Genomic DNA, 13,617 nt, shown 5'->3' with positions numbered 1-13,617 from the left:
GCGTCACTCAAAGAACTTGAATGGTCTAAATTGAGCGATCGCAGACAAATAACGTGTAACCACCGTGGGCGTTAGAGGCCGCTTGGCCGTCTCTTCTGGTTTGCCGCAGGTGCTAAGCCCCAGCAATTCTAGGGACTTTGAAACAGAATCGGCTCGGAAGTCTTCTAACCCTGGAGGATTGAGGGGGCGAATGCAGCGCATATGCGGATTTCTGTGTGCTACTGCTAATGCAGAACATCCACCGCTTTACCTACCGGGAAGGACGCGATCGCCACAAGGAGATTTAAAGAGGGCGAACCGCCCCCTTTGCCAGATTGCCACCGATGCATCGCGTTCATACTGAAAATTACTAGAATCATAAACGGATTCATTTTATGGTAAACCTTCGTCCTGCCACCTCCGCTGATTTAAACCTCCTGCGACATTGGGATGAACAACCGCATGTCATTGCCTCAGACCCTAATGATGATTGGCACTGGGAAGTGGAACTCGATCGCACCCCCGATTGGCGAGAACAACTGATTGCTGAAATTAACGGTCGTGCGATCGGCTTTATCCAAATTATTGATCCGGCTCGTGAGGAGAGCCATTACTGGGGAAACATCGCCGCAACTCTTCGCGCAATTGATATCTGGATTGGCGAAGCAGCTGATTTAGGCAAAGGATACGGAACGAAAATGATGCAGCTTGCCCTCGCTCGATGTTTCGCTGATCCAGAGGTGACGGCTGTTCTTGCTGATCCATTGGTCAGTAATACCCGTGTTCATCACTTCTACGAACGGCTTGGCTTTCAGCGTGTGGATCGCCGTCAGTTTGGTGAGGATGATTGCTTGGTCTACCGCCTGAACCGAGAAGATTGGCAACACAAACCTGTTCACCATGACAAGTCCGTTCCGGAATCGCTCTAAATTGTAATGTATCACCATAGGCTTAACTTGCTGTTCCACAATCAGGACACATGAGGGTAACACCATCTGTATTGAGCAAGCAGTTCAGACGATTAGCGTTGATCGGCTGTAGCCTTGTACTACTACTACTGTGTATAAGAATTGCACCTGTCTACTCTCAGGCGGTAACGCCTGTAAAAGACACCACCTACACGGTGCGTTCTAATCAGCCCGTAATTGCCCAAGCTCCAAATCTAGAGAAAGCCTTTCAGGAGTTAGGAGTAGACGGCTCGATCATCATCTACGACAAAAATCGCGATCGCTTCTACGAACACAATCCAACTCGCAATGCAACGGCGTTCTTTCCCGCCTCTACCTTCAAAATTCTGAATGCCCTAATTTCACTGGAAACAGGAGTGGTTCGGGATGATCTAGCGATTTTGACCTGGGATGGCGTGCAGCGAGAATTTCCAGCATGGAATCGAGATACCAACCTCCGGCAAGCGTTTAAAGACTCTACCGTTTGGTTTTATCAAGTCCTCGCGCGTCGCAACGGACACGAAACACTGCAAACGTTTGTGGAGCAAACGAGTTACGGTAATCAACAAATTGGCACGGCAGACCGAGTTGATCACTTCTGGTTGGACGGGCCTCTGCAAATTACACCCAAACAAGAAATCGAATTTCTTCAACGATTCGAACAAAACGATGTGCCCTTTTCACAACGCACAATTGACCTTGTGAAAGACATCATGGTTGTGGAGCAAACACCAGACTATATCTTACGAGGAAAAACAGGCTGGGTCACGGCAGTTAACCCTGGTGTAGGCTGGTTTGTCGGTTATTTAGAACAAGATAATAACGTTTATTTCTTTGCAACCAATACGACGATGTCTGGTGTCGAGGATGCACCTAAGCGGCTGGAACTGACTCGTCGTAGTCTCAAAACATTAGGGCTGCTTTAAGCTTGAGGCGATCGCTTTTGTTGAGTTCTGATAGCGGCTGGTTTTTCCAACATCCCTCAATTCCATCCCTCAATTCAGACAGTGCTGAATCGAGGGACGAGCGGCATCGTGAGCCAAACCACCTGTGTTGCTTTACTCCCACTCAACGCACACTGGAACCTGGGTCATGGTCATCGGGCCACCCGACACATTGGGAATAACCTGCATTTGCATTCCCATTCGCCTGCATTGGCGATCGCCGTTCTCTGCGTCTGGTGCGTTCCCGTTCACGTCGCGTCTGAGGATATAGCTGTACAGAACCTTCATTCCTGAAGGCAAGCCGTACTCATTTCCATCCATCAATTCGTGTTCGACCTCTAAATCAAATCGTTCCGCCGAGACGAAACCATCGTAGCGGTAACGGTAGGGATGAGCTACACTGCTACCGACGATCTGCCCCTCTTCGTTAATAGTCAGATCCCCAGTGATACTGCTCCAGCCCGATTCGCGTTCTATCCCATCTGCCGTGAAACCATTGTCTGAGTCCTCACGAATACTTCCCAGCACCACAAGTCGCGTTTGCCCATTGTCTGTCCTGGTAAAGTAAGCACTGGCATCGCCAGATTCCCGACGCTGGGAGGGAGAACCAGGAATCTCAACACGCGCCTCAACCCTGCCGCGATAAGGATCGTCTGCGTCCGCATAACCTTGAATCGTACTGGCAATCACAGTTGCACCGAATGCAGCAGTAGAAGTCAGAACACACAAAGCGGTTAAGAGCCGAGGAGTGCAATTCATAGGTTAATGTGCAACGCTACTTTGATGAAACAATGACGTACCCGTTCATACCCCCACCCCAATCATCACTGTTCCATTACAAGCCGTTTTGCCTTCGGTGCTTACGACCACTTCCTCAATCAGTTCATCGGTGTGTTTGCTAACTCGTGCCGCTAAGATTAATCCACTTGAATCCGCCAAGCTCATGGCAATCCAGCAATCCCCCACTTCTAATTCGTTTGGATAACATTGCTTCTGTTCGTTTGCACAAATGACCAGAGTTCATCAGCACTGACTTCTGTGGTTGTGACCTGCTCAAGTTGCTCATTGTGGATTAGCTGAGCGTACAATGCTGGCAACGGTATTGTATGCAGTCCTGTCATTCGGCTAATGCCTCGCAAACTTGCACCTTGGCTGTGATCTTGTAGTACCTGTTGGATTTACTCTGGACTCACGTGGCGGTAGTAGTAAAGAGTGTCAAAACGTTCAGAGAAGGCTTGGTTGCACTGGGGGCAGAAGTAGCGTTGATGTCCGTTGGGCATCTTGCCATGCTTGTGAGTTTTAGGATGAGCGCAGAACCGATATTCCATAGCCTGATGGCTAAAGCTTGTATTATCCAATTTCAACACTTTCGTTTGACCGATCAGGGAACGCATCAGTTCCTTCATCCGTTGCACGAGTTTGGGATGCTGGAATTTTAATGATAAACTCCGTACCATTTCCCGGCGAGGAAATACACTGCAATGAGCCGTGATGTCTCTGGGTAATCACCTGATGGCTGATCGACATGCCCATTCCTGTCCCCTTACCGACAGGTTTGGTTGTAAAGAAAGGATCAAATAATCGCGTTTGTACTTGTTCTGTCATTCCCGGCCCATTGTCTGCAATCTGAATGGTGATCCAGTTTTGATTTAAAAGCTTGGTCTTAATGGTGATTATGCTGGGAACCACAGCATCTGTAGGCGATCGCTGCTCATGAAGTTCATCTAACGCCTCGATCGCATTACTCAGAATATTCATGAACACCTGATTCAATTGCCCTGCATAACATTCAATCTTAGGCAGATTGCCATATTCTTTAATGACCTGAATTTCTGGCCGATGGCCTGCTTCCTTCAGGCGACTGTGCAGGATCATCAGCGTACTGTCAATGCCTTCATGAATGTCTACATTTTTAATTTCGGCTTCATCTAATCGAGAAAAGGCACGAAGCGATTGCACAATTTTACGAATTCGCTCTGCCCCAACTCTCATTGAAGTGAGAAGTTTAGGTAAGTCTGCACAGAGGAATTCCAAATCCATAGTGTCTACCTGGTTTTGAATGTCTGCCACGGGCATGGGATAGTGCATCTGATACAGTTTCAGTAACGTCAGCAAGTCCTGCGTGTATTGATCGGCATGGTGGACGTTGCCATGAATAAAATTAACCGGATTATTAATTTCATGCGCCACTCCTGCCACCAGTTGCCCCAGGCTAGACATTTTTTCGCTTTGAATCAGTTGAGATTGGGTTTGTTTCAATTCTTGCAGCGCTGCTTCCAATTCTTGAGACTTATTTCGCTCTCTGGCTTCACTGTCCCGCAAGGTTGCTTCAACTTGCTGCCGTTGAGCAATCTCAACCTTGAGTTGATCGTAGGCTTCTAGCTGCCGAAAAACCGTGTCAAAGGTATCTGCCAAAAAGCGAATTTCATTGGCCGGAATAACCGCTGGCATTGTAAATATTCCCGTTTGCTTGCTGTGTGCAACCGCTTCATTTAAAGCATTCAGGGGATGCAACACGATCCGTTGAATGACCGTTGCCATTAAAAGCAAGATGACAACAATACCCGCCAGGAACGTAAAAGTTGAAGTAACAAAGGTTCGCTCAACCTCTTGCTGCATTTGCTTGAGATCAACAATTGCGATCGCCAAACCGCGTTGCCCAGCCGTGCCAAACATGACACTGCTAAAGGGCAACATTTGTGCCAGGGCTGGTCTACCGTTCACCATCACCCGCTGACTGGTTTCCAACCCTGTTTTGGATGCCTCCTCCATCTGTTGCATCAGTTCCGGGTACAACAGATAGTAGGAACGGTTTGTTAGCTGTCGGGAACTGTGTGCCATCACGGTGCCATCAGGAGCGACGATCGCAACCTCAATTACGGCAGGCAGCGTAGCGTAGTTTTGCACGACCCGATACAAGATGCTTTTATTTTCAAGCTCAAGCAGTCCTTCCGTCGAAAACTCAATCGACTGGGTAATCGACTGTGCCCGTTCCTGCACTTGCTTGCCTAGATCTATCTGAATTTGATGGTAGTTTACCAAAAGCGTTGCTAAACCAACTGTGCCCAGTGACAGGCCAAACCCAAGCAAAAGCTGTTTGGATAAACTTTGTTTGTTCAGCCGGAATCGCATCTTCAAGGCTTCCAACCCTCAATTGCTGCCGTGACCAGTTCGGGATTAATATCTACGTCCTCACGAGGCAAACGCCCAGCCCGTGGGTCTGTTCTTAACAGTTGGCTGATTTGCGTTATGGCTGCTTTTAAGCCATCCGGCGACCGAAACATTTTCTCCTGCATCGCAATGTCTCCTTTTTGAAGACCATTAAAGTCTGCGGCAAAGGCTTCGCCGCTTTGGCCGAGTTGCTGGCCTACAACCTCGTATACCTCAGTTGGCTTGGTGTCGATCGCATACATAACATCCAGCCAGGTTGAAACAAACCGGGTCAGCTCTGCTTTTTTGGCGTTGACGGTATCCAACCGGGACATGAGCGTATCGATCACCAGACTGTTGATTTCTTTGGTTGTGTAAACAATATTACCGTTGATTTTTTCAGCAGTTTCTCCTAGAAGGGGTTGCCAGAGAACGGCTCCATCCAGCTTGCCCTTCTGTAACATCTCAACCGCTGTTTCGTTAGATACATCCTCAATCATCACGGCATTTGGCTCAATGCCGTGCAGTTGCAGCGCTTCCAATAGAATTAGATGATTGACTGTTCCCAACTTAGCGCCAACTCGCTTACCTCGTAACTCCTCAATCGACTGAATTCCAGACCGAGCCACCACCCCGTCGGCACCGTTGGAAATGTTGGTCACCATTACAACCGCAGGACTGTCGTTGCCTGGATCGCTCTGAACAATATCCCAAAGCGACGCAAAAGCAGCATCAAGCGCACCCCGGAGTACCGCACGCGAGGAGTCTTGCTGATTTTCAAACCGGATCAGCTCAACCTCTAACCCCCTCTCTTTGAAGAGATTGGCTGCCTGAGCATACAGCACAATGTCAAATCCAGGCCAGGTGCTAATGCCGATCCGTAGGGGTTGTAGCGATGGTTTGGCAAGCATGGTACAGGCATTTAACACCGCCACTGCTAGCAAAGCCGCCATAAACAGTCCGCTCCGCCTTACTACAGAGCGACTCCACCCGCACTGCAACTGCCACGATTGAGGAATCAGCCGGGATTGAATTCGCACAAACCATTCTGAGGCGCTAATCTTGGCAATCATAGGAGCGTTTAGGATCTTAATGTGCATACCTACTCAAAATGCCCACCGGCAACTCAAATTCAACGTTAGGCAAACAAATGCTAAGTTAAATTTAGTAATCATTTCTACCGTCAATGGAATCGTTCCCCATTACAACCGTTGCCGTTGCGCTAGCTGGGTCTATGTTCTTAACAGCGGTGGTTTTTGTGATTTTGGTTGTTAGCGATCGCTCTCGTTCGTAGAGGATGGCTAAACATCATAATTTGTAGCCTGTGTAGGGGCATGGCATACTCTGCGGCAAGCCAGTGGGCAATCCATCCGGGTCTATTTCAAAAGCTATCTGCCGAATGCTACGCCTTTATAGGAGACATTTAATCTGTATCAAATGGCCTCTTGGAGGAGAGTTTAAAGGTGTTGATTGTCAGTTCAACCGCTTCTTAAACTCCCTCATTTCTGGAAACATACAAGTTATCTATATTTCAACTTTTTCAAATCTACCAAAATAGAAACTATGGAGATAGACGCAGCAGATTTGCTATCTTTGTATTCTAGAAAGTTTAATTTGTAGTCCGGAGCCTGTAGGGGGTTGGTGTTTTAGCAATGTTGTCAGGTCTATACCTAAATCTATTTGCCAAATGCTACGCCCTTATAGGAAACCTTTAACACTTTTCAGGTAACCTGTTAACGCAAAGACCTTCTAAAGCATATAACTAGAGTCGAAAACATCACTTGTTCCTGCTCAGTCTACCGTAAGACAGAGCTTCAAAAGTTAGATAAAGCTTTGCCCTAATACTTCTATCTTTAGTTTGGTTTCATATTTAAACTTATTACGACCATGCAAATAATTGAGTAAAAAAAGTTTATATTCCAGGTTCCAAGCTTGATATCTGGTAAGTTTGATAAAGGGTTTTTTGACAAGCTGCCTATCATTTCAACTTAGCCGTGAGCATTTGTGCTAAGAGGTTATCTGAACAGTATCAAATGTTAGTACTTAAAACTAACGTTAGAGTTAGTTGGCGGAAATGTACATTGTGGCCTGAGTACTTCGATTTAATCATCTACTAGTACGATAAGGCGAGAGTGAAACTGCTATTCTTGCTCCGTCATTGGTCATTCGGTTTTTGTTCAGATTAACTAATGGTATGCGGATTTCTGCCTGAGTCTATTAGTTTGTTCAGGAAACCCGCGATAGGTGTGAATTAAGCTGCATCAATCGTCTTTTCTGAAACTATTGCTTAGCAAAAAATATCAATGCTTTTCTAAACCCGGAAAGAACCTAATTTATTCGACGTGTGTCACCATGGCTTCAAGCAATGACTTACATCCAGACCAATATAGGTCTTCATACGTTACGTTGATTGCAACAGCGGCTGCACTGGGCGGCTTTTTATTTGGTTTTGATACAGCCGTTATTAACGGTGCCGTTGCCGCGATTCAAGCCGCGTTTAACGCTAACAGCATTTTGATCGGCTTAGCTGTATCGTTGGCTTTGTTGGGTTCGGCGGTCGGAGCATTTTTTGCCGGACAACTTTCAGATCAATATGGCCGCGTCAGGGTCATGCAAATCGCCTCAGCTATGTTTACGCTGAGTGCGATCGGCTCTGGAATCGCTTTTGGCATTGGAGACTTCATCTTTTGGCGGGTTTTGGGCGGTGTTGCTGTGGGTGCCGCTAGCGTCATTGCTCCGGCTTACATTGCAGAGGTATCGCCTGCCCATTTGCGGGGTCGGTTGGGTTCGCTTCAGCAGTTGGCGATCGTCGTTGGTATTTTTATTGCTCTGCTGTGCGATTATTTCATTGCAGTTGGTGCTGGGTCAGCAGATGCGCCATTTTGGTTCAACATTGCCGCATGGCGCTGGATGTTTTGGACTGAAATTCCACCCGCCATAATGTATGGTGTTGGTGCCTTTCTGATTCCTGAATCGCCTCGCTATCTGGTTGCCCAAGGGCGAGAACCTATGGCAGCCTCAGTTCTGGCGCGAGTGGTGGGCGGTGATGTGCAGGCGAAAATTGCCGAAATTCGAGATACAGTACTGCGCGATCGCAAAACCAAGTTTTCTGATCTGATGAGCCGCCACGGTGGCTTGTTGCAAATTGTCTGGATTGGTATGGGATTGTCGATCTTTCAGCAGTTTGTGGGTATTAACGTCATCTTCTACTACAGCAGCGTTTTGTGGCGATCGGTTGGCTTCACCGAGGCCGATTCACTCATCATTACGGTTATTACATCCGTTACCAACATCGTCACAACCCTGGTGGCGATCGCCTTTGTTGATAAGTTTGGCCGTAAACCCCTGCTTCTCTTAGGGTCAATTGGTATGACTCTGACGTTAGGAACATTAGCAGCCGTGTTTGGTAACGCTCCAGTTGATGCAGCCGGAAATCCAGTACTGGGTGGCGCAGCCGGAATTGCCGCTCTGATTGCCGCCAATCTGTATGTATTTTGCTTTGGTTTTTCGTGGGGTCCCGTGGTTTGGGTGCTGTTGGGAGAAATGTTCAACAACAGAATCCGAGCGCTGGCGCTAGCACTTGGAGCCGCTGTACAGTGGATTGCAAACTTTCTGGTATCAACCACATTTCCTCCTCTGTTAGAGAATTTTGGCCTGGGCACCGCTTACGGTCTTTATACAACCGCCGCTGCCATTTCGTTCTTCTTTGTCTTTTTCTTAGTCAAGGAAACCAAAAACAAAGAATTAGAACACATGTAAGTACCTGATCACGACATGATTTGGCAAAAAAGAGGGGTAGTTCTACTCCTCTTTTTTGAACGTAGCTGATTGCAACGCGATCTCTATTGGTTTTTGTTTATTCATTGTCATTTTGCAAAGTAATACCAATTATTCTTTTCCTGGCGTTATTAAAGCGGTATCAGTTGTGTCGGCGGCATTGTCATTGTTAAAAGCAGACTCAATTGCAGATTGTTAAACTACGACTGTCTAGCGTAATCCCAACCGGAGCAGTAGCCTCAATGTCAAACCCACCAGAACACTACGTTCGCTACTCGGACGATGTAGAAGTTAAGCAACCTGAGGAAGATCGGCTGATTCGAGAAACCTTGGACTCCATTGCTCGAATGGGACAAAAGGTGTTCGACAAGCATCGTCATGCCATGCGCGGTGCCCATGCCAAAGGGCATGGAGGACTTAAGGGAGAACTAAAAATTTATGACAACCTGCCTGCACCGCTTGCACAGGGGCTATTTCGTGAACCGCGAACGTATCCGGTGATGATTCGCTTCTCGACAGCTCCCGGAGATGTCATGCCTGACGGTATGTCGTCGTTCCGTGGCATGGCGATCAAGGTAATTGGAGTAGAAGGTTCTAAACTGTTTAGCGCTGAACCAGAGGCGCTAACCCAAGATTTTTTGATGATCAATCGTCCGGTTTTTCCGGCGGGAAATGTTGCTCGCTACCTCAATGAGCAGTTACTTCAAGAAAAGGTCGTGGTTAGCGCTCCTGAAGAAGCGCAACAACTGCTGACAACCGCCCTCCGCACTGTAAACGCTGTCACGGAAAAAGTGGGAATCGATCTCTATCCGACTGCGCTGGGCATCACTCTACCTGAAACGCACATCTTAGGAGAAACCTACTACACGACTGCCGCCCTGCGCTATGGAGACTACATTGCCAAAATCAGCGCTGATCCCCTATCCGCCAGTCTTCAACCGTTGGTGGGCAAAACAGTTGACACAAGTGCCCCTTCTGTTTTGCGCGATCTGATTGTTGAGTTCTTCCGCCAGCAGTCTGCCGAGTATGAACTGCGTGTCCAGCTTTGCACCAATCTGGAGACCATGCCAATTGAAGATGCCTCTATTCAGTGGTCAGAAGAGGATAGCCCATACCAGGCGATCGCAAAACTAACCATTCCGGTGCAGGAGGCGTATAGTCCAGCGCGGCGCGTTTATGTGGATGAAGTGCTGTCGTTTAATGCCTGGCACTGTATTGCCGAGCATCGACCGCTTGGCTCAATTCAGCGAGTTCGGATGCAGGTATATGAAGCCTCCAGCCGCTTTCGCCACGAGATGAATCAGCAGCCGAAGGTCGAACCACGCAGCATTGAGGAAATGCCTGACTAGAAGCGTGGCAATACTGCACCCTGGTAGATAATGCTTCAGTGGCGAGAGTGAAGCTGCAGCCTGAAGCATTTGAGGATGCAGTACTGAGTCCTCTGTACTAAATCCTCTATACTGACACTATGAATGAATGGCACTGAATTAAGACGGGTGGGCAATGCTCATTCTACGATGTGTCAACGCTCTCAGCCATTCTAAAGATGCTTATATCAGTGCCATTCCACTATGCGCCATTCCACTATGGAAGATTCTTCACCTGATTTTCAATCGTCAATTCAGCAAAGCCTACAGGATATCGCTTTACAGATGGGGAAGCCGTTGAATGAGGTTGCGGCAGAGCATCTGTATCAAGATGCCAGGGCTTTGCTCAATCACGTTCCCCATGAGCCTCTCACCGTAGCGCGAGTAGCAGGAACACTGCTAGTGTACCAGGTGCAGAACACAGAACCAGACGAATTAGAGTGGTTCAAAGCTCAAGTGCAGCAATGCTCCAGCGATGAAGAAATTGAGGAATTGATCGAGTCCCTTCACCGAACGGATGCTCTTTAGGCCAGGGTTGCTTGAATTTACGCAATTTGCCGCCGAAAATGAGATTTTTGGTAAGGTTTGCCTTCTGTAAGGGCTGCACATCAAGATGCATCACTGCAAGAACACTATCACATTACGAGCGTTCAAGGCAGTGTAGGCGGTTGTTAGCAGCCCAACCGGATGGCTTCCTGGTGTCGTCATGATATCAACCCAACTCCTCTTGTTCTGATGATATTTGCTGACGAAACATCGCTCGAATTGTGAAAATCAATCCCAAGATTTTGATAGTGGCGCAAGAATTAGATGGCAAGAGGATGAGAGGTTGCCTAAGCTGAACATGCGGTTGCTCAGGTTAAACCTTACCTGGAGGTATTATGACAATGACGAATGACTGGCTCTTTGGGCTAAAACTGTTTTCGGCGTTAGGTTGTGGGTTGGTTGCAGGAATCTTTTTTGCTTTCTCAACGTTTGTGATGCGTGCGCTGGCTCAACGACCGAGCGCAGAAGGCATTGCCGCGATGCAAGCGATCAACATCACGGTCATTAACCCGTGGTTTATGACGGTATTTCTCGGAACGGGTGTAGCCTGTCTTGTCCTGGCGATCGCCTCACTGTTCAAGGGGCACCAATCCCATACCACGTATTTGCTCGTTGGGAGCCTGCTCTATTTGATCGGTTGTTTTGGGGTAACAATAGTGTTCAATGTGCCGCTAAACGATGCATTGGCGATCGCCCAACCCAACAGCACAGAAGGCACAGACCTCTGGGCTAAATACTTAACCAACTGGACGTTTTGGAACCATGTTCGGACGATCGCAGCCTTTGGAGCAGCAGCACTGTTTACGCTAGCGCTTGGTAATTCAACAAAATGGTAAGGTTTCGATCGTCTGGATAGCTATCCTGGTTGACTGACAAAACTCCTGCAACGCTTATTTTCCCGTGCTGCGGCTGCACTTAGCCCACAGTACTGGCAAGGATTATAGATTGAGCATAGCCAAACTCCATGCCCCGAAGAACAATCAGGCAACTAGCGCGATGACAAATGTCATAGCACCTTAATGACATTTGTGTGATGTGATCATAGCTTCGGTGTTGATACCTTGAATGCATTCACCTGAAAGGCAAGGAAGATACCCATGAAACGTTTATTTTCTGCTGGTTTAACGGTTGCTGTTTTATCGGTTATTACCCATTCACCCGTCTATGGATTGACTGAACGCTTTGACGAGTCGTATCGAGATAATTTCAACAAAGGGTTGAGCGCAGATATACACCTAAGCGATCGCCACCACCAGTCCTTTAATGAAGGTCTATACAAGCTAAGCGATCGCTTCGACGAGTCCTACCGCGACAACCTCAACAAAGAATTGTCCACCGAAACAAACCTGGCTGAGCGTCATCAAGAGACGTTTGAAGCTGGCCTTTACCGACTGAATGACCGCCATCAGGACTCATTCATTGATGGATTGAACCGCTGATAGTCAAGTTCGATCGCAATCTCCTGGTAGCTAAGAGGTTGAGCTAGAGGTTGAGCGATCGCTGTTATTCCTTCACTCCTTAACCCGAACACATTTTAGCCCTAACGCAGCCCTATATAACTCCCTTCGCTGAGTATCAGTTGCAGGGAGTTTTGGGAAACAGTTAGGGCTATTTCTTTGATGAGCCTTTTTACCTAAGGGTTTTCCTGTAGAGAGTGGGTAGATCTCCGACTATCCACAGTTAAACCAACAAACTAATATGCACTTAAGTAGAGAACGCTGATTCAGTTCTATTGGGTTGGTACAAGAACCGAAGCCCAACCGCTGCGCCCATATATAGGCGCATTCAAGATTCAGCAATCTACTCAACCCCAAAGCAATAACAATCTGAGTCTAGCTTGGAGTCCCTGTTATGGAATACCTTTACTCTCTCTCTAATGCCAGCCTGGTTCTACGGATTGTTGAGCATCTTCACAATGCCTCATGGGTGCCCGTTCGTTTTATGACCGTTATTCATCGATTGGATGGTTGGCTCGTTAGAATTAAACTAGAACGTCCTCTCTCCCCGCTTCAAGATGGTAATCTTCGGGCTTTTTTGAACGAGTTAGGCATTCCTTACCTGCCTGAAGTTCGCATCCAGCGCGGTTTGTGGGATTTAGAACAGGGTCAATCTCCAATTGAAACGATGCGTCGCTATCAAATCGCTGTCGTGTCGCACGGCAAGCCCGATCGCACCGAAATTGACGCATTTCGGCAGCAGTTTGTTCAGGGCTTAGGCTATTGTCCAGAAACACTTTCCTAGAAACACAACACTGCCCTTCCTACGCCACTTGCACTTGCAAGCACCAAAAACCACTAAAGCTTATGGCAGACCGACCTCTCCTCTTAGCAGAACGACAGATTCTCTTGGTGGAAGATAATTTTGATGCCAGAGAACTCGTCACCTTTATTTTGGAATCAGCGGGGGCAACGGTAATCTCTGCTGAGTCTATTGCGGCAGGTTTATCTGTATTAGAGCAATTGAAACCTGACCTCATTCTTACCGATCTCAAGCTTCCAGATGGTGACGGCTGTTCTTATCTCTCAACCTGGCGGCAGCGTGAAACAGAATTGGGGATAGCTTGCATTCCAGCGATCGCCATGAGCGGAGCAGATAGAAACGTTAGTGAGAAACGAGCGTTAGATGCTGGATTTCAGCACTACATCAGCAAGCCGTTTAGCATTAAAACCCTGGTTGAAGTTGCTGTTGAAGTGATTAGCAAGCATCAGCAAGCGGGTTGTTTGGTTGGGTAATAGGCCGATCGCCATCACATATGCAGATCCCCAAGATTGCTTGAATTTATCGAGAATCTGGGAGTCTCGGCACGGGGTATTTGCTCCGTTTTACCCTGTATCTTGATGCTGGAGAGGGATTTTCTAGAGAGGCGTTTTCTAGAGAAACATTGACGTGAGCTAAATCGGTAATATC

The 13,617-nt window shown here is 47.6% G+C and carries 15 protein-coding genes; 9 read left to right on the top strand and 6 right to left on the bottom strand.

Going from position 1 to position 13,617, the window contains the following annotated elements; all coding sequences use genetic code 11:
• Window positions 1–3: 3 nt before the first annotated feature.
• Window positions 4–201 (bottom strand): hypothetical protein, encoded by a 198-nt coding sequence (locus IQ268_RS15715; protein WP_193880760.1) that lies wholly within the window; start codon window positions 199–201, stop codon window positions 4–6.
• A 23-nt stretch (window positions 202–224) separates the two neighbouring features.
• The gene (locus IQ268_RS32925; RefSeq protein WP_255527204.1) at window positions 225–359 is read right to left on the bottom strand and encodes a hypothetical protein; all 135 of its coding nucleotides are present in this window, start codon (window positions 357–359) and stop codon (window positions 225–227) included.
• A gap of 15 nt (window positions 360–374) precedes the next feature.
• On the opposite strand from IQ268_RS32925, the gene IQ268_RS15710 reads away from it, so the two are divergent.
• On the top strand, window positions 375–908 hold the full coding sequence (locus IQ268_RS15710; RefSeq protein ID WP_193880758.1) for a GNAT family N-acetyltransferase: 534 nt from the start codon (window positions 375–377) through the stop codon (window positions 906–908).
• A gap of 50 nt (window positions 909–958) precedes the next feature.
• The gene (gene blaOXA, locus IQ268_RS15705) at window positions 959–1,852 is read left to right on the top strand and encodes a class D beta-lactamase (RefSeq protein WP_193880756.1); all 894 of its coding nucleotides are present in this window, start codon (window positions 959–961) and stop codon (window positions 1,850–1,852) included.
• Window positions 1,853–1,984: 132 nt separating this feature from the next.
• On the opposite strand, the gene IQ268_RS15700 is transcribed toward blaOXA, so the two are convergent.
• The 4 genes from IQ268_RS15700 to IQ268_RS15685 form a co-directional block, all read right to left on the bottom strand.
• Window positions 1,985–2,629 (bottom strand): hypothetical protein, encoded by a 645-nt coding sequence (locus tag IQ268_RS15700; protein WP_193880754.1) that lies wholly within the window; start codon window positions 2,627–2,629, stop codon window positions 1,985–1,987.
• Between the two features lie 45 nt (window positions 2,630–2,674).
• Complete coding sequence (locus IQ268_RS15695) at window positions 2,675–2,815, bottom strand: hypothetical protein (RefSeq protein ID WP_193880752.1); 141 nt, start codon at window positions 2,813–2,815, stop codon at window positions 2,675–2,677.
• A 405-nt stretch (window positions 2,816–3,220) separates the two neighbouring features.
• Window positions 3,221–5,002, bottom strand: a complete 1,782-nt coding sequence (locus IQ268_RS15690) for a sensor histidine kinase (RefSeq protein ID WP_193880803.1) — start codon at window positions 5,000–5,002, stop codon at window positions 3,221–3,223.
• Window positions 5,003–5,004: 2 nt separating this feature from the next.
• The gene (locus IQ268_RS15685) at window positions 5,005–6,120 is read right to left on the bottom strand and encodes an ABC transporter substrate-binding protein (protein WP_228035410.1); all 1,116 of its coding nucleotides are present in this window, start codon (window positions 6,118–6,120) and stop codon (window positions 5,005–5,007) included.
• A gap of 1,252 nt (window positions 6,121–7,372) precedes the next feature.
• Here IQ268_RS15685 and IQ268_RS15680 point away from each other — a divergent pair.
• The 7 genes from IQ268_RS15680 (at window position 7,373) to IQ268_RS15650 (ending at window position 13,442) form a co-directional block, all read left to right on the top strand.
• Entirely contained in the window at window positions 7,373–8,779 is a 1,407-nt protein-coding gene (locus tag IQ268_RS15680) for a sugar porter family MFS transporter (protein ID WP_193880750.1), read from the top strand.
• Window positions 8,780–9,039: 260 nt separating this feature from the next.
• Window positions 9,040–10,146 carry a catalase family protein gene (locus IQ268_RS15675; protein ID WP_193880748.1) on the top strand — a complete coding sequence of 369 codons (1,107 nt, stop codon included), beginning with the start codon at window positions 9,040–9,042 and terminating at the stop codon, window positions 10,144–10,146.
• Between the two features lie 237 nt (window positions 10,147–10,383).
• Complete coding sequence (locus IQ268_RS15670) at window positions 10,384–10,692, top strand: hypothetical protein (protein WP_228035409.1); 309 nt, start codon at window positions 10,384–10,386, stop codon at window positions 10,690–10,692.
• A gap of 353 nt (window positions 10,693–11,045) precedes the next feature.
• The gene (locus IQ268_RS15665) at window positions 11,046–11,546 is read left to right on the top strand and encodes a DUF1772 domain-containing protein (RefSeq protein WP_228035408.1); all 501 of its coding nucleotides are present in this window, start codon (window positions 11,046–11,048) and stop codon (window positions 11,544–11,546) included.
• Window positions 11,547–11,807: 261 nt separating this feature from the next.
• The gene (locus IQ268_RS15660; RefSeq protein ID WP_193880742.1) at window positions 11,808–12,149 is read left to right on the top strand and encodes a hypothetical protein; all 342 of its coding nucleotides are present in this window, start codon (window positions 11,808–11,810) and stop codon (window positions 12,147–12,149) included.
• Between the two features lie 412 nt (window positions 12,150–12,561).
• Window positions 12,562–12,951: a hypothetical protein gene (locus IQ268_RS15655; protein WP_193880739.1), complete on the top strand. Its 390-nt coding sequence runs from the start codon at window positions 12,562–12,564 to the stop codon at window positions 12,949–12,951.
• Between the two features lie 62 nt (window positions 12,952–13,013).
• On the top strand, window positions 13,014–13,442 hold the full coding sequence (locus tag IQ268_RS15650; protein ID WP_193880736.1) for a response regulator: 429 nt from the start codon (window positions 13,014–13,016) through the stop codon (window positions 13,440–13,442).
• Window positions 13,443–13,617 lie beyond the last annotated feature (175 nt).

This window comes from Oculatella sp. LEGE 06141 (assembly GCF_015207605.1).
Taxonomy (GTDB): domain Bacteria; phylum Cyanobacteriota; class Cyanobacteriia; order Elainellales; family Elainellaceae; genus Oculatella.
Note: the sequence above shows the minus strand (reverse complement) of the source record. Positions and strands in the feature narration are given on the sequence as shown.